This is a genomic window from Nocardia sp. NPDC051929, assembly GCF_044548645.1.
Classification (GTDB): domain Bacteria; phylum Actinomycetota; class Actinomycetes; order Mycobacteriales; family Mycobacteriaceae; genus Nocardia; species Nocardia sichangensis.
In genome coordinates this window covers 24,446-46,980 of the sequence record NZ_JBIUCG010000036.1, presented here as the reverse complement: position 1 = coordinate 46,980, position 22,535 = coordinate 24,446, and the positions used below count along the sequence as shown (strand labels likewise).

The window sequence follows — 22,535 nt, the reverse complement described above, 5'->3', positions numbered from 1 at the left end:
TCATCCATGAGCTCCTGAATTCTCTTCACCAACGTCGCGTGGACTTTCGGGTCGAGGCGCAGGTAGTCCCAGATTTCCGTCAGATCCGACATCATCTGTTCGGTGTCGATTCCCAGGTCTCGAAGTTCCTGGGTCCATTCGTCGAACGAATCGATGCGCGCGGTTGTCGGCGGTGCCTGCAGCTCCGACCGAGAGTGTGGCACGACCGCTTTCCGAGTGCTGCCTGCGTTTCGCGCGGCCTCGGTGAGGGACGCTCTGTCCTTCCAGGGTGTCCAGCCGCCTGCTCGAGGCTCCGATGCGGTGGGATCGGGCCGTGAAAGGCGCACATCGAGCGCAGCGGTTTTCGGCGGCGTCTCGCTCTGTGCGGGTCGAGACCACGGGGTGGCGCCGGGCGTCGCGGTGCCCCGAGCTGATTGCTCCGCCGGTGTGTCGGGTTCGTCGGCGTCGCCGAGATCGATGGCGACAGGATCCGGACCCCGATCAGTTGGGGGTGCGTGCTCGTCGTCGTCCGCTGCCGTGGCAATTTCGCGATCGAACCGGGCCTGCCATTGTTCGTCGGACTCACCGAGGAGAAGCGTGGGGGTGGAGTCCTGCTCCAGCTCGGTGAGCCATTGCGACAGGTTGTCCAGATAGTTGGTGACCACGTCTGGTCGACCGGCGCCGAGATCCTCAGCGGTCACGACGTTCAATTGCGCGTGCAGATGCAGTTTGACCAGCCCGTCCAAGGTGTTGACATAACGCCGGACGAGCGGATCGATATGGTCGGCATACTGCTGTTTCAGGTCGGTGACCGCACGGCGCCACTCCGACGGAGTCCAGTCGGCGCGCTCACCATCGAGTTCGAACTTGTCGGCGAGCTCATCACGCATCCGCGCCAGAATGTGCAGTACGTCAGAAGGGCCGACGTGCGGTACTCCCGGATCCACCGCGTTCTCTTCGATTTTGGCGAGGATTTCGAGAACATCCGGGTAGGAGGATTCGTGCTCCAGCCGCGTGAATTCTGATTCCGCGTCGATGATCTTTCGCCGCATTTCTTGAATCCTGGCGCGCGGGTAATTGTGCCGGACCCATGTCGGCGTGCCATTGATTGCCTTGACGAAATGGTTGACGAATCCCTCTTTCATCCAGTCGGTATCGGTGAATCCGTCTTTCGTCCACGGAATTACGAATCCGTTGCTGTTGTCGATGGGTCGCAGATGTATACCGCGCTCGAGTAGCCAATTTCCGCCCTCGTGTCGATCCCACGGGCGGATCGCGGTGTCGCCGAGGCCCTGCCGTTGCGCGGCGGGTGTGTGGAAGAATCGTGCCCACTCATCTCTGCCGCTGGCGGTGATCTTATCGGCTTCGACCCCCGGCACGTACTCGACCAAGAACACGCGATCCTTGCGGCGCAAGAATCCTGGTGGTCGTGCGCCGGCGGCTTGAAGGATGATTGTCGAAAGCTCTTCGGCGTTGGCTTGAGTCTTGTCCCTCACATGCTTCTCGATGACCCGGAAGCCGTTGTTGTAAGTGACTTTGAAAACAAAGATCGAAGTCGTGTAATCATCCGTGTAGTCCTTGAGTAATTCTGGGGGGGACTTCCTGCCGGACCGCTCCGCTTCCTCGACCTTTTCTTTGAAGGATCGTTCATCGATGAGCCCGTTCATCCACGCTGCATCCTCGTGGTTTCGATAGAAGCGGAGTCCCGTTTCCAGCTCGTCGTGAACACCCGACACGGGTTCGACTGTTACCTGGTCGTCCGCCCCGATCAATACCCGCTGGTACTCGATCGTCACGTTCTCGCGCGCTGCCCATTCCCGCAGGCCCGGTACCTGCAGATCCAGCAGGTTCTGCTGGCCGAGCAGCGGTGACGCCACCACGATCCGGCGTCCCGGCAGAACCCCGATCCCGTCGACCAACCTTCCTTGATCGTCGTGAACGGGTTGCAGGCCCTGCGCACGGAGCACCTCACGGGCGGCGAGGACCGCCGATGCGGTGCGGACCTCGGCCGCGTACCGGTGAACGTTGTCGATATGGGGCTTCAGAAAGCGGAAATGCTCGCGAACTTCGCGCATCAACTGCACTTCGGTCAGCAGCTGAGCCGACTCCGCATCGAGCACCTGTCGGCGCAGCATCGTGGCGAACCGTAGGCGCTGTCCGGCGCGAAGTTCGTTGATTGCCCGTGCGATCTCCTCGGCTTCCTCAGCGTGGAGGTGCGTGGTGTCTTTCCCGGAGTCCCGGACCGGCCGCAGTGCTTCTTCCGCCACTTCCTCCAGTTCGTGCCGGGTTGCCTCGAGCAGGCGACGTATGCTGCGAGGCAACTCGATCGGCGCACCGGCGGGAGATCCGGTCACGTCGCCCGTCCATCCCTCCGGTGCGGGGCCGGGTGCGTCAGGTTCGTCGGGGTTGCCGAGATCGATGGCGACGGTGTCCGGTCTGCGGGGTGCGCTCGGCGTGGTGTCTTCGCTCACAGGTTCGTCGAAGGCTCCCAGCCGCACGGCTTTCATCAGCATCGGAGTTCGCTTCGTCTCGCCGAGTACGGCGCCGATCCGGGCCCGGCGGCGCTTGACGGTGAGCTTGGCCACGCCCAGCACCTCGGCGATGGCCTGATCCGTGAGGCCATCGGCCATCAACTGGAGAAGTTGTCGTTGCTCGCGGTCCAGGCGGACCGTACCGGCTGGTGGTCGATTTCCGTCGTGGACGAACCCCTGCCGCTTTGCCGCCAGGACCGTCCGGATCGCGCCGGTGGTACCGAACTTCTTGGCCGCACTCTTCTGGTAGTTCGTGACCGCCTTCGGGTCGACGCCCAGCCGTCTCCCGATCTCCGCAGGGGTCAAACCCTGGTAGATCAGGTTGAGCACCTCGAGTTCCCTGCTGGTGAGCCAGGGCGAGGACGTCGTCGCGGCGGCGCTGCTGGGTCGGGCGATCCGAGGTGCGCTGCTTGCGGCCCGAACCGGTAGCCGGGCAGGGAAGTTGGCCGCGGTCGCCACCGCTGTGGCCAATTGCCGCGCTGCGACCCAGAGCGCATCGCGATCGGATTCGGTGCCGTCGGGCGAGGTAGGTGATGTGCCCGGACTCGTGGGCCAGAAGGCGCGGATCAAACGATCACGCCGGTGGCTCGGCAACCCCTCCAGGATGCGCCGCACATCCGTGGTTCGGGCTTCGGCCAGCAGCTGGACCAGGGGATCGGTTTGCTCGAGTCGCGCGCATTCGGAAACGAACTGCCGGATGCTGTACCAGGGGCCCGCGAAACTGCGGTGGTGCGAGATTTTCTCTCGCGCAATGTTATTCAACCACGATTCGATATTTCGGTTACCGAGCCGCCCGAGGCGTGCGATCGCCGTCGCGCATACCTCGTCGGCGATGTGGTGCGCTGCCTGCTGCCCGAAATCAGCAGCAAGGCGCGGAATCTCGGGCTCGAACCGTTGCCGGAGCAGGGCGGTCGCGAGTTCCGGTCGTCCGCTCGCGACATGCTGCTCGAGGACCTGCCGCAGCCGCAGTGCGGTGTCCCACGGGGTGCCGACTCGGCCGGCAGTGTTCGCCTCGTTGGTCGTGCCGTGCTGTGGGCCCGGCTGTGCCCCAGCGCGATCCGGCGAGTTCCGCGGCGAGGTGGTTCCGGGTTGTCGTGGCCCGACCGGCGTGGGATCGGCCTCGTCCGGATCGAGGTCGATCGCGACGGGGTCAGCGCCGCGATCGGCCGGGGTCGCGGGTCCGTCGTGGTCCGTCGCCGTATTCATGGGGTTGTCGATGTTCGCGGCCGACAGGAATCCCGCGGCGGCGGTGACGTCGTCGGTTGTGCCCGCTTCGATGCCTGCCCGTACCAGTGCGCGCGTGACGGCGCCGAGATCGCCCGGGGACTCGGCGAGCGACCGCCGGACGATGGCCGCGACGGGTTCGGGGTCGTCGGGGCTGATCGGTTCCCACACGCCGTCCGTCAGCGCCAGGACGACACCGTCGCCGCGTATGTCTCGGGCCTTCTCGCGCGGTTTCAGCCCGTCCAGGGAGCGGCCCAGGTTGTGGGTGAGACCCGGCCCGCCGATCGCCGAGTGTTCGGCTTCTTCACGAGTGGTGTCGTCGAAGACGTCCAGCACATCCTGGACCTTCGAGTCGTCCCTGGTCAGCTGTATCGGCGGGCCGCCGTCCAGCGGAATCCAGTACGCGCGGCTGTCGCCCACCCAGTCGATGGTGAGCCGTCCCGACTCCATCAACGCGACCACGATCGTGGTGGCGGGCGGCTCGGCCGCAGGAGACTCCGGGGGCAAAGCGAGTACCGCCTCCTGGGCGGCGGCCACGGCGCCCTCGACTACGGCCACCGGATCGATCCGGCCGTCGCGGTCGGCCCGCCGCAGCGCCGCCACCACGAAATCGTGGGCGGCTGCCTTGGCGGCGGCGGAGGCGCGGCGACCGCCCTTCGGCCGGGAGAGACCGTCGTTCACGATCAGTGCGGTGGCCTCTTCGCCACCGACATTCGCTCGGATCAGGGCGAAGGCGTCCTCGTTGTGCGCGTGCGCGCCTCGATCGCTCGCTGCCGCGACCGCACCCAGATCCTCCACCGTCAGGTTCTGCTCGACGTAGCGCCGCGGTGCGGTTTCCTCGGAGCCGCGGGGTTCCTCGACATGGTCTCCCCGTGGGTGTTCCGATCCGGACTGCGCTGCGCGGTCCTCGGGGGTTCGATCAGGCGACGCTGACTCGCCGGGACCGGGCTCGGTGGGATCGTGCTGCCGGGGCTGCGTCTGCGCGATGAAGTCGGGTTGTCCGTCCGCGCCGGGCCAGACGACGGGTGCGCCGGGTTGCGCCGCCGGGGGAGTGGTCGTCGCGCGATGCCGCGGTTCGCCCAGCATCTCCGCGATAGCGCGGACCCCGCGGTCGGCTATGCCATAGTTCTCAGCGGCTTGCGCGAGTCGTCGTTGTCGATCGGTCGCAGCGGCCAGGGCGGCGGCCGCAGTGTCGCGCATCTGGGTTGCTGCCAATAGCTCCGAGATCGCGCGGAAGTGGTCGAGCAGGAACGAGAGGCGCTCCCGGCCGATCCGTGTCGTATCCAATTGCTCCGCGAAGGTCAGCAGTTCCTCCAGCCACTGCGACATATCCCACAGCGCGTCATAGCGTCGCGTGGCCTCGGCGAGCTGTTGGCGGTCAGCGGTGTTCACGGCATCGAGCGCTGCCCCCGCGGCCACCATCTCCCCGAAGATCGTTTCGGCCACCTCGCGCAGCCGTTTTGTCTCTTCTGGCCGGAGGTGGTCCGCGGGCCGGGTCACGATAGGCGTGTCTGTTCGGGGGCCGGTCTGTGCCCACACCTCCGCGACGGCGGCGAGAGCCGATCCGAGCCGTATCTCCGCGGCGTCCTGCCGAGCCCGCAGGACGGCAGGTGTCCCTTCCCGCAGCCCCTGCTCGTAGGCGGCGTTTTCCTCGGCGGCTTCGTCCGCGCAGGCCAGCCATGCCGACATCTGATGCGCGAACTGCTCCAGCAACCGCAGCCGTTCCGCCGGGACCTGCGCATCCGGCTGGCGCCGCAAGGCCACCAGTTCATCGATCAGAGCGGGTGCTCGATTCAGCACGGAATCGTTCGAAACCTCGACTGCGCCGGAGAGTCTCGCGGCGACCGCATCACGGAGTGCCCGCAACTGCGCGGTTTCACGGGATTCCGCGTTGTCGGGCTGACGGCCTGCGGGAGGGCTTTCATCGGGACCGGTGGCTGCGTGCTCGCTCGAATTCACCGGCTGGTGGGGGTGGATCCGTGGAGCGCCGGGTGGAGGCGTGCTCGATGTCTCTGGTTCGTCGGGGTCGAGATCGATGGCGACGGGATCCGGTCCACGCGATTCCGTCGGCCGAATGCCTTCCGGCTGATCCGTCTGGTGAGCGGCATTCGCCTTGTGTTCCCGGTATTGGCCGCGGACTCGTTCGGCGTCGTCGAGGAGACCGGACTTCTCGCGATACTCCTCGACCAGCGGGAGTGCGCGGGCCTGGCGGGGGTTCAGCTTGCCTTCTCGCCCGAGTTGCAGCAGCGCCCCCAGCAACCTGTCCACCGCTGCCGCGCTCGACAGATCCGCGCGTCCGTTGCTGAGCTCGAGGAGTTGCCGCCGCAGTGCGTCGACTTCCTGCCGCAACGTCTTCAGTTTTTCCGGATCCGCGACCAGTTCCTGGGTTGTGGGCAGTGCAGCCGGATCGTGTTCGTTCGGGTTCGTCGACGCTCGTTGGGTGGAAGCCGGCTGTTCGGGCGGTTCCGGTGTGGCGGGTTCCGGCGCATTGGGTTCGTCGGGGTCGAGGGCGAGGGCGACCGGGTCGATACGGGTGCCGGGCGTGGGCTGGCGCCGACTGTCGGTGTCCGTGGGTGGGGTGGACCGGTTCTGCGTCTCGTCGTTCGCGTCGGTGGGATCGGGGTTCGAGCTGGCGGTCGAAGGGTCCAGGCCGAGTCCGGTCAGGTCGATGCCGATCGATCCGGGAGTGTTCGGATCGGATGCGGGTGTGTTCGGTGGTTGATCGGTGGGAGTGCCGGACGCCGTAGGTGGCGGCATCGGCACTTCGAACCAGATGGTTTTGCCGCCGGCGCGTTCCAGGATCACACCCCAGACCGAGGCCATTGATTCGAGCATGCCGAGGAAGAAACCGTGGGTGTCGGCGACGATCCCGGTTCCGTCCCATTCGGCGGCTTGGTCATCGGTGAAAGCGGCGGCGCTGACGGTGCCCTGGGTGGTTGCCTCTTGTCGCGCGGGTAGGCCACGGCTGGTATCGGTGATTCCGACGCGAATCGTGCTTCCGTCGATCCGGATTCGTACCCTGGCGTCGCCTTGGTCGGCGTAGCGGTAGACGTTTTGGACGAGGTCGGATACGAGTACCGTCAGGTCGTAGGGATCAGGGTGACCGGCCTGTCGCAAGCGCTGTCGTACTGCTCGCCGCGCGAGGCCCGGGCCCTGTTGCAAGGAGCCCTGCGGTATGGACAGGTCGAGAATGAGTTCGTGGGGTGGTTGCGAGGGGTCGTTGGTGTCGGCCGTTTCGAAAAGCTTGAACCAGACTTGTTTTCCGCTGTCGCGGGGCAGCGCCCATCCCCATGTTTCGGTGTGTGTGTCGAGAAGGTCGACGGCGCGCCACCCGGGGCGGTCGCCGCTCTCGCGCGCCGGCAGGGTGCGGCTGTCGTCGCCGACGTGGATCTCGATCCAGCGTTGACCTGATTGTCCGTGGATGGCAGCGGAGATTTCGGGTGTCCCGCCGCCGTCGTCGCGGGCTTGCAGCGCGAGCTCCCAGGCGATCGCGGCGGCCCGGTCGGTGTGTTCGGCGATGGGCCAGTCGGCCAGCGCCTGGTGCAGCGGTTCGACGGCCGCGGCGATGTCCTGCAGATTCAGGCATCGGGTGGCGGTGTCGACCAGGTGAAGGAGTTCGGCGGGCGCGTCCGGGCGGCGCGTGAGGGCGCGGAGGTGGTGCAGCGGGTCGCTGCTGATGCGGTCGGTCCATCCGGTTCCTGGCTGTGGCAGGCCGAGGATGTGAGCGAGTTCGTGGTCGAATTGTTCTGCCCGGTGCTGCCATTCGGCGCGCTGCTCGGGGGTGGTGGTTTCGCGGGCGAGCTCCTGAGCCTTGGCTTCATGGGCGAGGCGGTCGACCACCCAGCCGGGGAGCCGGGTGAGGTCGGCTCGGTCGACGGCGTCGCGGCGCTCGGCGTCGGTCATCGATCGCAGTTCGACATCGATATGGTCGAGTACCTGCTTGACCGCGCCGGGCAGGCTGTTCTGCAGGGCCGCAGCGACACCTGCGGGGGTATGCGTGGCGGCCGTCGCATTTTCGTCGATTACTCTTGCCGAATCCCAGCTCGACCGTTGCGTGGATAATTCGGTGATGCCGTCCCCGCCTGTCCGGGATTCCGCCGATTCCGAGTCGAGTCCGTCTGGGTCGCCGAGGTCGATGGCTACAGGGTCGGGACCGGACGCACGACCGGTGGTGGGCGAGAGTTGATCCAGGCGGCGCAGAAGCTGGTTGAGCAGGTCGATTTCAGCTTCGCTGATGCCTGAGGCGGCGGCCCTTCGTTCCTCCTCGGCCTCACGACGACCGCGCTCGAAGGCGGTTTCGCCAGGTGGTGGGTGGGCGACTGTGCTGCGTCCAGCCATATGTTGCGCATGCCCGAATGGCATTGTGCCACTCGACTGTGCGTCACTCAGCCGTACCGAGACGGGTATTCCGGCCAGGTGCTGTCCGACTTGCCGGACTGTGTTCATCACGAACGACTTGGCTGTGGCTTCATCCCGATAGCCGAGACCGGACACCATGGTCTCGAGGGACAGCCTGCGTGTGAAGACAGCGCGGATGATCTTCCGTTGCTGGTCCGTGAGCGTGCCGAGCGCTTCCTCCAGTTGGTCGAGGGTAGCTTCAGCCAGCGCCCGTGCCAGCCGGACATCCGATCTGTGTTGCTCGGCAACGAGAATCGAAGCCAGACGTCGAGCGGCGGCGACGGCCGGCCGGGCGGACGTGTCCCGCAGAATAGGTTGCCTTGCAGACAGGTTCGCCAGAGCTTGTCGCTCGGCGGATGATAGTTGTTTACTGGCCTCCGCGATCTGTCCGGGGGTGGCCTCGGCCAGCACTGCGGCAGAACCCAACTCCCCGGTCCTTGCCGCCAAGGCATTTGCCAGTGCGGAGCGGTAGGCGTTGAATCGTGCCGCACCATCGTCTCGGGGCCGGTCGCGCCCGGAAGTAGCCGGGCTGCCGACATTCAGATCGATCCCCCTGCACCGCGCCACCTCCAGCATTTCCGCCCAGTGAGCGGTTCCCAACTTCGCCGCCGCCGAATGCATGGCGGCGCCGACCTCACGGCTCGAAAGTGCCAGCATGGTGGCGATCTCGCGGTGGGAATGACCCTTCGCAACGAGTGCGAGCATGTCGATTTCGCGAGTGGCCATTTCGTAATCCGCTGTTCCAGAACGGATTCGGTCGGTGTCAGCCGCTGGATCGGGTTCCTCTCGTCCGGTTCGCGAGGCTCCGGAGGCGATGTGTGGCGAGGCGTCCGGCAGCGGCGGCGAGACTCGCTCCGCGCGTGGCATATCCGCTATCCGCAGCACACTGTTCTTTTCCTGCCGCGACAACGAACCTATGTCTCGGCCGCGATGCAGACTGTCCGCCAGCTCGAGAAACACCCAGCGCGTGGTGACACCGATCTCGTCGAGGTACCGACGGAGTTCGGTGACGGTCAATTCGGCGAGGCGGCCGTACCTGGGGTCCGATTCGGTGACGCCATCGGCGCGCAGCACTGCCAGCATCTTCGCGCGGAGCGGGTGGAACCATCTGTGCTCCAGTATTTCGCGCGCAGATTCGCGCAATCGTTGAGCGATGTCGCCGCCCGAGCTGGAGGCCGAGCGCCGGAATACATCGTCATTGATCTCCAATGCCAGTTGCACGGCGCGCGCAAGCCGTTCGCTTCGCCGGCCGCCTTTCGCTGATACTCCGAGCAGCGATAGCACGTATCCGAACGTGTCGATCCCATGCTGTTCCCTCAGTTCGGCCGGGTTTGCGGGAGGAGCCGCTTCGACCGTATCGGTGCCGGGCAGGATGCCGGCACGGATAGCCACTGCTACTGTCTGCGGCCGGTTGTGGGTGCCGAGTTTCTCGCGAATACGGGCGAGCGCCTTGTCGACCGCGCTCGACGAAATCTGGAGATCCTCCGCGATATCGGCGTTCGTGTCGCCGTTCGCGACCCGCGTGAGCAGATCGGTTTCGGCGGTGGTCAACTCGGGACCTTCCACAGCGGTTCGGGTGGTCCCCGGCAGGAGTCCGGAGCGGATGGCGACGGCTATCATCGCCGCCCGGTTGTGCACGCGGAGTTTTCGGCAGACCCGCATCAGGTAGTCGTCCACGGTGAGCGGGGAAAGGCCCAGCGTCTGCGCGATATCTTTGCTGGTCTCACCGGTCGCGATCCGAGTGACCACGTTGGTTTCGTAATCGGCCAGCCATATTCGGCCGGTGCCCGGAACGGCGTCGGCAGGGTCGGCGAGCGGGAGGCCGCCGGTTCTTGCCGCGGCAGCCACGATTCCAGGACGGTTGCGAGCGCCCAGTTTCCGGCCGACTCGACCCACCAACTGGTCCACGCTTCTCGGAGAGATCTCGAGGTCTTGAGCGATGTCGTCGCTGGTGTCTCCGTTCGCGATCCGCCCGAGTACGTGGATTTCGCGACTGGTCAGTTGGAGATCTTCGCGACCGGGTGTCTCGCCGTCGGCGCGGGGACTGCCGGGGAGTATGCCTGTGCTCAGTGCGATGTACACCGCTTCCGCCCGGGTACGGGCACCGAGTTTCTGGCGAACCTGGGCCGCGTAGATGCTCACGGTCCCCGGGGACAGCCCCAGCTCCTCCGCGATCTCAGGGCTCGTCATATCCGCAGCCATCAACCGGAGCACTGTGAACTGGCGGTTTGTGAGCCCACTATCCGTCTGCTGTGACGAGTCGGTCGCATGCGTTTCGGCGTCTGTTATCACCTGCTCGCCGGCGTCGACCAATCTGTTCAGCGCGCCTCTTTGCACCAAGCTGATCGCTGCACCACGCCGCATCCCGTCCACCGCCTCGGTGACGTGTTTGCGCTGCGTGGCATTCAGCCCGAACCAGCCGTCTACTAGGCCTCGCACGATGCCGTCCAGCCATTCGCTGGGATTCGTGCCCACATCGGCACGCCATCGGTGCGCCTCCGCGATCCGAAAGGCCATGCGGTTGAGCTCCTGTGCCACCTGCAGGAGCGGCCGCAAGTCGCGGCCGACTGGCGAGGCCGGAAGCCCGAGTCGGGCAAGCGCTTCCCGGAGTGAGGCCCGGCCGTATCGCTCGCGCAGCTCGTTGAACGCCGTTGCATCCCCCTGCCGCGCGCGCTGCAAAGCGGTGTCCGGCTCGTCGGAATCGCCGAGGTCGATCGCGACAGGATCGATGCGGGTGCCGGATGTCGCCTCACGGTCACTGGCCGATTGCTGTTCGCTGGCCGCTTGTGATTGCTCTGCCTGTTGCGCCGCCTGCACGGTGGGACGCAGGCCGTCGGTATGCAGCTTGATTTCCGCGCGCGCGATGTACCCGTTCACCGTGTTGCGGGACAACCCGAGCCTGGCCGCGATCTGTCCGGAAGTCAGGCCCTCGGCGAGTAGCGCGAGTACTTCCCTTTCCCTGCCGGTGAGTGCGGTGGGGTGCTGCTCCGCGAGGGCGGAACGGAACGCCTGGACGGTGTCCGCGGGGACCGTGCCCGTGATGGGGGTATACGGCAAGTCCGCCACCACCAGTCGCAGAGTCTGGAGCTGCTGAGGTGACAGATCGGTGCGCTTCGGGGACGACGGCACGGTGCCGTCGGGAAAACCGCTCGATTGTGCGTTCGTGGGCATACGGACGGGCCCCTCGAATCCCACCCGCTCGGCCAGTCGGACGAGCAGCCGGTTCGACTGGTCCGGCGTCATCCCGAGCACGGCGGCGAGGGAATCTTCGGTGATGCCGTCGGCGATCAGGCGCAGGACGTGGAATTCGCTCTCCGACAGTGCGATCGCGTCGACCGTCCCCATCGGCCCGTCCGGGTGATACCAGAACCCGATCTCGTCGGCCGCACTGCGCACCAGCCGCATGTCATCGTGCGTGCCCGAGCCTTTCACCACATCACGGACCGTGGCCTTGGCCGCACCCGCTGCCTCGGCCAATGTGTCGCGAGGCGGCTGCGGCTTGATCCGCGCGGGGACGAACTCGTCGCCGATCCAGCGCGCCGGACGAACGCGACGCGTCACGAAGTTCGGATCGGTGAGGGCCGCGATGTCCGCGCGGTCCGGCGGTACACCCAACCGGTGAGCCGCGGCCAGGACGCGTTGCGTAGTCTCGCCGTGCCACGGCTGCTTGACGCCGAATCGTCCGTTGAACACGCTGCTGACATACGACTCGCCCACACCCGCCAGCCGGGCGATATCGGCTCGTGTCGGTTTCTGCTCGGTTTGGCTCGGGCGCAGGGTGAGGTAGCGCTCCGCCAGACGGCGCGTCTGTGGCGCGACGGTCTCGTCGGCGGCCAGCACTTCGGCGTGCGTGCGGGTCAGTTCGTCGTCGGCGACGCCCACCTGCTGCGCCAGCTGGCTGCGCAGCGTGTGGATCTGGACCGGATCCAGCGGGACTGCCGCCAGCGGTTCGAGAGTGGCACACAGGAAGGTCTCACTCGCGGCGACAAGGTGTTCCACCTCCGGCGAGTCCGTCAGGCTCGTGATCCAGTACAGCTCGGCCAGCACCTCGCCCGTGGTCATCGGCCGGGGCGGGCTCAGGTCTTGCAACCCCAGCAGTGCCCGCAACTCTTGGTCGAGGGTCCGACGCCGATTGTCGAAACCGTTCTGGTCCAGTGGATCAGCCTCAGGGTCGGCCGCATCCAGCGGTCCGGATTCTTCGTCGTCGCGCCGCTCCAGCTCCGCAAGCGCGCCCTCGTGAGTGGCCGCTTCCTGATCCGCGTGCAGTTCGAGCTGGGACCGGATCCATCGACTCAGTTCCTGACCGTCGATGCCGGTCGCGGCGGTGGGCATGGCTCGTGTCTGTTCCGCGACGAGGGTGAGGGCGAGGCGTACAGCTCCCCGCGTCACCGCAGCGGGTGGCAGCCGGAGTTGCTCGGCCAGCGCGCTCTGGGCCGGGTCCGAGGCCACTTCGGCGGGCTGGGCCGATGGTGACTCGCCGGATCGGTCGATGTCGGCGGGGATGGACGAGGCCTCGTGGGAGTCGGGTGTCGACTCTCGGTCGGTATCCGTCGCCGTTGCCCGCCGCAGCGCGTCCGTGACGCGTGCCTGCAACTCCTGGTCCGGGGCGTCCGCGCGATCGTCGACGGCGATACCGCTGTGCAGTGCCCAGGCGACCAGCCCGGCGGTGTCGTCGATACCGAGTTTGGTGCGTAGGCCGCGCCGGATGTATTTCACCAACGGCACCGAGAGGCCCAGCTCTGCCGAAATAGCCGGGTTCGTGAACCGCCGGGCCACTAGGCGCAGGACACTGGTCTCCTGCGGTGTCAGACCGACGTCGGCCGTCGGTTCGGGTATCGGTTCCGGGTGTTCGGCCGACCATGCCCGCTGCGCCGCCATCAGTAGCACGGCCCGATCAGGGGTTCCGAGCTTCACCGCGATGCTGTCGAGTTCGTTGATCACGGTGGCGTGTGATCCGCCCAACGTGCGAGCGATCGCTTTGAGTGACAGGCCTTGCGCGGCCAGCCGCAGCACCTCGGGTTCACGCCCTGTCAGTTCGGACGGGTGGGTGGCGATCCGAGATCGGAAGGCGCGCAACGTGGCCCAGGACACCGCTGCCGGATCACGGCTCGTGCCCGGCAGCGACTCGGCCAGCGCCTCGAGCCTCTCGTGCTGCGATGACGGTTCTCGTCGCTGCGCCGACACCCGGATCCTGCCGCGCGTACCGATCTTGTCGGCCAGTTGCACCAGCAAGGGATCCAACTGGCTCCGCGGCATGCCGAGTGCGGTTGCGAGGGCCTCGGGTGGCGCTCCCTTGGTGACCAGATGGAGCAGGAGCGCCTCGACTTCGCTCAGTTCGACGGTCCGCGCCTCTGCGGGAGGCGACTGGAGGCTACGCGCCCGGTCTGCGAGTTCCTCGTGATCCGAGGTGCCCAGCTTGGCCTGGATTTGGACCCGATAGCCCCGTGCCGTAGCTGCCGTAACTCCCAGCTGGTCACCGATCGCCTGATCTGTGAGATCGGCCGCAACCAGGTCGAGAACCTCGCGTTCGCGCGGAGACAGGTCGACGTGCTTCCGCGTTGCCGCGGAGTGGGGATCGCCGGGCTGGAACGCCCCCTGCCGCTGTGCCGCCAGCAGCCCGGGCAGCCTGCCCTCGACACCCAACCGGCCGGGGAGCGCGGCCATGAACGTCCGCACCCGATACCGCGTCGTCGCCAGCTCGGTAGCGATTTCACGATTGTCCAGGCCGTTCGCCGCCAGCTGGAGGATGGCGACCTCGTCCGGAGAGAATTCGACGTCGACGTGCGGGCCGGATGGTTCGTCCAGCCATCCCTCCCGATCTGCCGCGAGGACCGCGGGAATCACACTCGGGCAGCGGAGTTTGGCGCACGCATGCCGGGCGTAACTCTGGACGGTTTTGTGCGAGATCCCCATCAGCGGACCGATTTCGGGGTATGACAGGCCGCGCGCACTCAGGCGCAACACCTCGAGCTCCCGGGGGGTCAGCCCGCCTCTGTCGGGGATCGCAGCGTCGGATTCGGTCCGATCTGGTTCCGCAACCACCTGTGCGGGAGATTCTCCGGCTGCCCGGACGCGAGCGACTGCCGAGGCGAATTTGCGAATCGGAGCCCACAGCAGAGGGTCCATGTCCTCGCCGGGAGCCGGTAGCACCGCTGCGGCCGTCCGGTCCGACTGGCCCGGCCAGAACTGGCGCAGTACCCGCTGCTGGTTCGGTTCGAGCCCGGCCTCGCGGAGAGCGCGCCGCAGATCCTCGGGGTCGGCATCGGCCAGGGCGCGGGCTACCGCATCGCTCCGTTCGATCGACGGGCCGGCGACGTAGATCGCCAAGATCTGCCGCCGGAAACTGTCGAAAGCAGCACGCCTGGACGCCTGGACTGAGCGAGGCAAGTTCGGGACGGGCCGTGTCGGGTCCGGCTGCGCATCGTCGGGGGCGCCGAGGTGGATCGGGGCCGGGACAGCTGCCTGCGCGTGGGACCGACTGTGCTGCTGCCAGAACTCAGGTGGGAATGCCGACCTGTCGTCAGGTCGCCCGGTCGCCGCACGCGATGAATGGCTCTGAGGCGTTCGCGTTTCGGGCGTCTGTGCGGTGCGGTCCGGGGTCGGCGCGACCGTGGCGCGGTGCTCCGCCTGGAGCCGGGCCAACTCGTCGAGCACGAAACCGGTGTCGGGATTCAGGTATGCGATTTGCTGTTCCGCGTAGTCGGCGCGAGCGGTGGGGGACATAGCGCGCCATTTCGCGGCCAGGGATGCGGACGGGCCGTTCGAGGCGATGCTCGTGCCGGATTCCGACGCAGTCGGGACCGGACCGCGATAGTCCGCCTGCACCAAAGCATTGCGCTGTTCGGCTTCCCGCAACACCTGGAAATACGGAATGTCGCGAAGCAGGGCTTGCAGGACGTAGGCGGGATGTGTGCGATCGGCCGGTGCGGTCCTGCCGAACGCATTGTTCGCCTCGGCCAGGGCTTCCGCCGGATTGAATACCGCGAGGTCACCCATTTTGGGCTCGTAGGTGCCCATTTCCGTACCCTGTGGCTCTTCGCCCGCAAGTCTTCGGTTGTCTTCCTCTGCCTCCTTCAGCTTTTTCCTGCTGCTGCTGTACGAATCGAGCTGCCCCAGCCAATCGTCGAAATCGAGGTCCGGTGCCAGCATGCCGGCCTTCTTGAACTCGGCGAAATGCGTGTACAGGAATCCGAATGCCCGGGCCTCTTTGGAGTCTTCGTAGTCCTTCCCCTGGACCGCTCCGTCTCGTAGGTGGGCAATCGGCTTTTTGTCGTAGAGCCCCTTCCGTGCGGCTCGATCCTGTAGATGGCCCATCTCGTGACTGACGGCGTCGTACGCGGGATCGCCGGTCGGGGCCATCAGGTGGCCTCTCTGCACCGCCTTCCGCATGGTGTTCCGGAATCTCTCCGGGTCACCGAAGAGGTTCTCGTTCAAGACCATGAAGGTCGGGGCGTCCTTTTCGATGCCTTGGGGAGTCCAGATACAGGCACCGGTATTGCCGACCATGGGGGCGACCAGTATGACGTCGAGCTTGATCTCCTGCCCTGCCGCGAAACCGTCGACAATCGCATTCCTGATCGACAGAGCTGTGTCGACGGAGATTTCCGGTTTGTCCAGTCCGAGTACCTCGATGTCGAACTTCTCGAACAATTTCCGGGCGATGGCCTGCTTGGTTTTTCGATCGGCCTCGGCCGTCCTCGCGGAGTTCGCACGGTCGCGATTCTCGGCCGAGGGTTCCCGTTGCCGGGCCGTCGAATCGGCCGCCCGCACTGCGATCTCCTGCGCGACCCACCCGAAGAGGGTGACCTGAGCGTCGGTGAGGTCGTCGCTGCGGGATCTGGGATCGAGCGCTTCGCTGACGAGTCGGCGTACGGCGGGATTCAGGTGATTAAGGCTGTCGAGCCACGTGTTTCGCGCTTGGCTGAGCAGCCAGTCGCCGATGTCGATGCCCGGGGGGACTTGCCAGCCACCGGCGTCGGCGGCGCCGAGCGTGGCCCGGGCGACGGCGTGCGCCAGGAGCTGGATCCGCGTGGGTGGGGTACCGTGCTCCGAATCCCCGCTGAGTACGGCACACATGGCCTGGGCGGTGGCTGGGCCGAAATGGCGGTCCAAGGCCTGCGCGGCGGACCGATCGCCCTGCTGCGCCCGCTGCAGTGTCTCGGTGCGGTCGCCGGTAGGCAGCTGGTCGAACGGGACGGTGGTGCCCGCAGCGGCCGCCAGTTCCGGCTGGGCGGTCGGCACCTGCGCAATCAACTGGGCGACGGCTGCGGTGTGCGCGTCCTCGAGCCGGTGTCCTTGCTGCAGCACCGTCCCGGCGTCGGTGACGAGTTGACGCTGCGCCGGATCGAGTTGATTCAGGCTGGTGTGCAAAAGATTTCGTGCGGTCTCGCGCACGTGGTCGGCGACGTCGGTGCCGATGGGGATCCCGTGCGACTCGACCTGATCGAATGTCGCGTCGCGGACGGCCTGCGCGACCGGCAGCAACGGTGCGGCCGCCTGTCCGCCGGGTGCGTCCAGCACCCGCAGGAGGTGGCGGAGGGTGCTGTCGCCGTGCTCGTCACGCAGGTTGGCTGCGACCGGTGGGTTACCGGAAGCCAGGTTGGATGCTGCCCCGGCGGCGAGGCCTGCGGCGGTCGGGACGGGGGTGCCGTTGTGGGTGGCGGCAGGCGCGTGCGAGGTCGCATGTGGACCGGTCGCATGCGGAGCCGCGGTCCCCGCGGATCGGGGAGGGGGTTGCTGGGGTTGCTGGGTCGCGGTGCCATGTGCGTCCGTGGGTGGGGCGTTGGCTTGGTTGGCGCTCGCGTACTTGGAGGCGAGCTGATTCTGCTCGACGGCGTCCTTCATCGCCGGGACGGCATGCTTCCACAGGTCGGACTCTGCGTTTCGCAGCGCCGTTTCGGTCCTGTTCAGTTCGATGCGCGTCGCCTCGGTGTTGAGGGCTTCGTGCTGTTCCTGGGCGGCCCGGTGGGCCTTGACGGCTTCCGTGTACTGGACGACCTGCTGCGTGACGCCGTGGTCGGTGACCCTGCCGAGAAAGTCCTCGGGGGAGACGTAGTGCACCGCCGAACCCGGGGTGCCACCGTGCTCCCGGTCGTCGCCGGATCCGCCACGGGCGCCACGACCGTCGACCTGGTCGTTCACCCGCTCGGAGTACGACGGCCCGCCGCTGACCTTGACGTCGACACCGCCGAGATCGATCACCTCCTGCGACGGTGTCGGGTCGGCGCCGCGGCCTCCGTCCTTGTTGGTGATATAGATGGTGCCCTTGTCCCCGAATTCCTCGATCTTCTGCCTGACCAGGGCCTCGGCGTCGGCATTGCTACCGCCGTGCTCGGCGTAGAAATCCGCATCGACCACCTCGAACTTCAGCTCGAATGCCTCGCCGTGTTCTTCCTTCGCCGCTGTGCGGAGCAGGTCGATCAGTCCGATCCGCCCGGCATCCGGGTCGCCCCGGATTTCGCCGTTGTCCATGCACACGACCCACTGCGCACGGCCCGTTTGCTCCCCGTCGACAACATGTGCGTCCCTGACGATGTCGCGGGCCAGCTGAGCAAGTTTCGAATGCGTGTTCTCGTAGAACTTCGGCGGTTCCACGACCCGTTGCGATGTATAGAATGTCGGAAGCTCCGGCACCGGCCCCACGCCGTACAGGTCGTAGGTGATGCCCTCGACGCCCTTCATGGTCCCGGACAAACCAGACGGCTCGAACAGCAATTTGCTGCCGATCAACTGCTGATCCGACATGCGCAGCGAATGTTCCTGATTCGCCCGGACCGGCAGCCCTTCCTTGAGGTCGACGAACTGACCGACGTCCTGCCAGCGCACCTCGGTCGACTTCGTCCTGTCCCACATCGCCTTGTCGTTGGTTTCGTGAGCGAGGATGCCGATCTTCGCGCCCTCGCCTTCGTCCGCCCGGGTGATGTAGTGCGTGCCCTTCTCCAGCCCCCAGCGGGCGTTGGCGGCATCGGCGTACAGCTTCAGCTCCGAGGCGGTGACCGGTCCACCCGCCACCCTCTCCAGCTTGGCGACCGCTGCCGGGGTCGTTTCCGCGGCCCACATTCCCCGGGTGTTCTCCGGCCTCTTGAAATCCGCTGCCGTCAAGCCGTGTTCGCGCTCTGCTGTCGTCAGCCGATCCCAGATCCCCTGCAGTTCGGCGACCACCTCGGGTGGGGCCTCCTCCGCCGCCCCGGGGGAAAGTACGCATTCGGAGTTGCCGTCGAAGATGGTGTCGAATTCGTCGATGGTGAGCTTGCCCGCCGGGAAAGGGTCGTACCGGAGGTCCAGGCCGTGGTCGGATGCCGCGGCATCCAGCCTCTCCTTGATCAGATCGATCGACGGTTTCGTGTTGAGGAAGTCCCGCAGTGCCGTCACCTCTTGGGGCGACATGCCACTGGCCGCGAGCTCGTTCATCATCGAATCCGCGACCTTCAACGCCCGGAACAGGTAGTCCTCCTTCGTGCCCACGATGATCCGGCTACGGCCGGGCACCGGATCCGGCAACGGACCGTCCTGATCCATCCGGACCACATCGATCCCGATATCCGCCTCCGGCCGCGCCACGAACGCCTCGAACTCAGCGGCCAGCTCACCGGCGAGCAGGTCACTGCTGGTCCATGCATGTGCGGTGCCGTGATCGATGGCATCGGCCAGCTTCTTCATCGTCATCACGATGGTCTTGCCCTCGCCTGTCTTCATATCGACCGGGCCGTGCTTCAGCAGCAGAAACGCTGCAACCTGTGTCTCTCGCACCAGCCGATGCCGGTCGTCGCCCCGGCGAATCCACTCGGTCATCGCCGCGATGCGCTCCTCGATGGATCCCCGCACGATCGCGTCGATCAACGACTCCGGTGCGGCGTTCGCCATCGGGCTCGTACCGTCAGCCGTGCTGCCCGGCTCTCGCAACGCCCCGTTGGCGCGACCGGCATCCAAGGCCGCGCGAACTCGCTCCTGCGCAACGACGTCGAACACAGCGTCGCGATCGGTGAGCACCCCAGCCTTGTAGTCGTTCATCAGCGAAACGCCCGCGTTGTCCGAGATTTCGACGAGGTCACGGGCTCTGGCATGAGCTGCGGCGTCATGCTGGGCTACCGCCGCCTCGTACGCATCCCGGCACTCGGCCAACCTCGCCCGAGCCTGGCGGAGTTGTTCCTGAGCGGCCCGCGCGGCTTCGACGGCCACTCGATCCTCCGCCGTGCCCCGCCCGAACAGATCGCGTATCTCGTCGCCGAAGCCGACGCGGGTGGCCCGCTCATGCTGCTCCGCCACCCGTACGGCCTTCTCCTGCCGTTGCAGCTCGGCATGGGCGGCCCGCTCGCGCTCGGCCGCCACTTCGACACGCTGCCGGTGGTGTTCGCGCACCAGCTCGTTCTGCTGCCGCTCGGCCGCATTACGCTGCTCTACCTCGGCTCTCGCCCTCGCACGCGCGTCCGCGGCAGGGTCTTCGTTGCGAGCGGTGGGCGGAGCATCCGAATCTCCCTGTGCGCGAGCGGATTCGGACTCGGGTGGTGGCGCCTCCGTGTCGTCGGGGATATCGGATCTAGTCTTCGCTTGCTGCTCACTCGCACTGTCGTCGGCCGCTCGACCGCCAGGGATATCGTCTCCGCTGGTATCGGACTCGCCGGGCTTCGGTTTCGATGGTCCCGCCTCGTCGACTACATCGGGATGACCTTTGGCCTGTTGCCCTTTCGCGCTGTCGTCGGCCGGGAGTGCGTGCTCCGGTGCGTTCGCCTCGTCCGGATGCGTGGCTCGCGCGGTCTCGTCGCCTGTGGTGCCGTCAGCCGTGCGACCGTGCTCCGACTCCGGTTCGGCGGCCGAGGGTGGTGTGTTCCGGTTGTCATTGTCGGTGGCGTGAGCGGTTGCCGACCCTGAGGGGGCATGGCCGTCCTCGGCCGGCCCGCGCGCTCCTCGGACCGGTTCGACGGCGGGAGGGCGCTCCGCGGCAGCAGCCTTCGGGGCCGACACACGTGGCGGCCGATTGCCTCCGGCAGCACCCGGCGAACCGGCAGCGGGTGTGCCGGGCTGGGCGCCTGCGGCAGGTCGCGCCGGGCCGCCCAACGGCTGCGCGGTCTGCCGCTGCTGCCCGCCCGCGTCCACGAACCTGTCCCCGCCGGGGGAGCGCGGACCGGAATCACCGCGTTGTGGAGCGGGCGACTGGTCGATGGTGATCGTCATACTCGGGGACACGTCGTGGTCCGAAGACAGGCCGTCGGCCGATTCCTTGTGCGCTGCCGGTACCAGCTCGGGCACGGCCGGCTCGGGATCGGTGGCCACGCCAGGAACCCGTTGTGCCCCTCGGCGCTCGGTCGCAGGCACGGTCGTGCTCTGTTGCGCCGATGCGTCGTGCGGGTCGGCCGTGACGGTGCGCGGAGCGGCTTCCTCGTCCGCTGCGACACCTCGTTGCCGTGCCGATGACGATGGCCCGGCCGCCGGATCGTCGCCTCGGGCATCCGCGACGGCGCGCCCTCTCCCGGCCGGCCCCTCGCCCGCCGTGTCCCGGCCGCCGGGATGCGGTCGGGCCGTGGCGGCGGCGTTGTCCGGCACCGCGGCGTGCTCCGGCGAATGCGGTGCCGCCGGCGATTTCTCGGAGCCGACCCGGTTGCCGTGAGCCGACCCGGGCGCGACGTCTGCCGGTCGAGCACTGTCTTCGCCGGTGTCCGCGGGGTGTGGTCGCCCCGAGTGGTCCGGCCCGGCTGCAGGGCGATCATGTTCGGTGGTCTGCCGTGCTGTGCCCGCGTTCTCGGCGGTGCTGTTATTCGAGTCGTGCGGTGCTGGAGGCAGTTCCCCGTCGACAGGAGCTTCAGCGGCGCCCACGGTGTCGGAATCCGGTCGTCCGGCGGGAGCGTTCCGTGACCCGGGCGCCTCCGCCGATGTCGGATCCGTCCCGATGCTCGGCACGCCGACCGGGTTGATGGTGGACGCGATGGCGGCCGCGGGGAAGGTGACGGTCTTGACGGGATTGACGTTGTCGATCAGGGCGCCGGGCATGCCCGCGGGTGCTTCCCAGTCCATGCTGTTGTTCGGCACGGAGAACGGCTGCTCCGGACGCGGCTTGTACTCTTTCGGCGGCGACACATCGGGTTGTTGATTGCCTCCGTCAGCTTTCGGCCTTGTCCCTGCGGGGGCCGGATCAGCAGGTGTGGCAACAGCGTCGGAGGGCGGCTTGACAGACTTGACCGGGTTGAGGTTGTCGGGCGACACATTCGGCACATTCGCGGGCTGCCAGTCGGCATTGTTCAACGGGAGTGTGGGACGGGCTGGTGCGTCCGCGGTTGCCCCGGCTTGGCGCAGCAGCGCCACAAGATTGTCGATCTGTTGTTGCTGATGGGTGTGGGAGGGGTTGTTCGGATCGAAGTCAGCGGTGACGATGCCATGCGAGCGCAGTGCGTCGACGAGCGAACCAGGCGACGGCTCGGCCCTGGTGACCTCCGGTGCGGCAGCGGGGTCGGCAGTCGTGTCGGGAAGTGGTGCCCGGCTGCGCATCCCCTGTGCCGCGAAGGCTGCCGCGCCGATGAATCCGCTACCCATACCGGGGATCAGGCCCTCGGTGAAGGCCTTGCGGCTGAACGGCTGGTCGGACAGCACAAGCGAGACGGCGGTGCCGCCGAGAGCGCCGACGGCTCCGGCTCCGGCGCCGACCATGGTGGTGCCGGCGAGCTGCAGGGCCACCCGCCCCGCGGTGCTGTTGGCGTTCGCGCCGATGGTGGCGACCTTCGGCCCCGCCCAGAGTCCGAACAGCATGCCGAGGGCGCCACCGACACCGCCGGCGGCCGTTGCCACGCCGATGGATTTCCAATCCATCTGTTCGCGGTCGCCCTTGGCAACCTGGATCGCCTGGGCGCCGGCTTGGGTGCCGCCGCCCAGCGCTACTCCCATCACGACTCCGTTGCGCAGCAGCACCATCGAGCCGCGTTCCGCCGCCAGTTCCGCACCGCGTCCGGAAAGGAACGCCACGAACCTCATCCACGCGCGCTGCGCCGCGGTCCGGGTCGCCATCTGTGCAATGGCGGCCTGGATCGGACCACCGGCCGCGAACATCAGGGCGCACCGGGCCAGCTGGATGGCCAGGATCACGGCCATGCTGATGATGACCATCTTCTGCAGCTCGGTGGCGTTGGCGCTCTCGTAGAGCTGTCTGGCGAGGCTGTCGCAATTGGTGGCCTGCTGTCGGAAGCGCTCGGCCGTGCGCCGGTGCTTGTCGGCGATCGCGGCGACGGTCTCGCCGTGTGAGCCCTCGGGCGGCTTTGCCTTGGCTTCGTGGTATTCAGCCTGCTCACGACACCATTCGGCCTTATCCGACCAAGCGTCGGCGGCGCGTCGTTCCGCGTCCTCGTCGCCCAGAGGGAAGTGCCCGGCGACACACATCACTACGACCGGGGGGAGCCAGGCCGGCAACCGCAGCGTCAT

General features: G+C 67.1%; 1 protein-coding gene (cut by a window edge). It reads right to left on the bottom strand.

All coding sequences use genetic code 11. The annotated features are described in order from the left end of the window. On the bottom strand, positions 1–22,535 hold part of the coding region annotated (locus ACIHAX_RS35540) for a sigma-70 family RNA polymerase sigma factor (RefSeq protein WP_397282016.1) (this coding region is incomplete at its 3' end). Its footprint begins 6,000 nt before the window's first position; 22,535 of 28,535 annotated nt are visible.